A 1193-nucleotide genomic window follows, 5' to 3' on the forward strand; every position below is an offset into this window, starting at 1 on the left:
GGAAGGTCTGAAGTACCCACCGATTTTTCATGCCCTCGTTACTTGAGGTTCAAAAAAACATGCGTCGGTCGAAAAACAGACCTTTCCTGCCCTTAATTCATGGTTCTTTCCTTTAATCGCGCTGTTTCAGAGCAATTAGCCCGCATTACAGGCGTACCTCACCCATACCCATCAACCGTTTTCGCACCATCCACAGATTCGACAACGCAAACAACGTGGTCTGCTGCGCGATGTTTTTCGACAAGCCACGAAAACGCACTTTCGTATAGCCAAACTGGCGCTTGATCACCCGAAATGGGTGCTCAACCTTGGCCCGTACCTGCGCTTTCGCGTGTTCGATCTTGCGGTACACCTGAGTGATCAAGCTCTCCTTACCGTGTTTTTTGTACCGGCTGGGTCGTGCGGCAATCGACCAGATCATCTGGCGGCCCTGGTGCTCCGGGCGTTTGTCCACACCGGTGTAACCGGCATCGCCAGAGACGTATGTTTCATCACCATGGAGCAACTGATCGACTTGAGTAACGTCCGCCACATTGGCCGCCGTGCCCACTAGGCTATGCACCAAACCGGATTCGGCATCGACACCGATGTGCGCTTTCATTCCAAAGAAATATTGATTTCCTTTCTTGGTCTGGTGCATTTCGGAATCGCGTTTGCCGTCCTTGTTCTTGGTCGAACTCGGCGCATGAATGATCGTGGCATCGACCACCGTGCCTTGGCGCAGCATCAATCCACGGTCACCCAGATAACCGTTGATAACCTGCAAAATTCCACCCGCCAGCTCATTTTTCTCCAGCAAACGGCGAAAGTTGAGAATCGTGGTTTCGTCAGGAATTCGATCCAGATGCAGCCCTGCAAACTGGCGCAGGATCGTCGTTTCATACAGTGATTCTTCCATCGCCGGGTCGCTGTAGCCGAACCAGTTTTGCATCAGATGAACCCGTAACATCGCCAGCAACGGATACGCCGGACGACCGCCTTCACCCTTCGGATAATACGGCTCGATCAAGGCAATCAAACCCTTCCAGGGCACGACCTGATCCATCTCGATCAGGAAGCGCTCACGTCGGGTTTGCTTACGTTTGCCGGCGTATTCGGCATCGGCGAAGGACATCTGTTTCATCGGGGCTCAACCGTTCTGTTCGTGTGAGGTGCGTATTTCACCAGATCGGGAAGTCTTTTTCAGAGTTTCC

At 52.7% G+C, this 1193-nt stretch carries 1 protein-coding gene; it reads right to left on the reverse strand.

Annotated features, from left to right (window positions below; genetic code table 11):
• Positions 1 to 145: 145 nt before the first annotated feature.
• Complete coding sequence (locus AAEZ09_RS27840) at positions 146 to 1123, reverse strand: IS5 family transposase (protein WP_273878485.1); 978 nt, start codon at positions 1121 to 1123, stop codon at positions 146 to 148.
• Positions 1124 to 1193 lie beyond the last annotated feature (70 nt).

It is taken from the genome of Pseudomonas sp. 65/3-MNA-CIBAN-0223, assembly GCF_040310425.1.
In the GTDB taxonomy this organism is placed as follows: Bacteria; Pseudomonadota; Gammaproteobacteria; order Pseudomonadales; family Pseudomonadaceae; genus Aquipseudomonas; species Aquipseudomonas gregormendelii.

What these genes read in the sequence shown, in the direction of transcription:
- AAEZ09_RS27840 (WP_273878485.1), bottom strand. Translation starts at nt 1,123, where the DNA reads ATGAAACAGATGTCCTTCGCCGATGCCGAATACGCCGGCAAACGTAAG.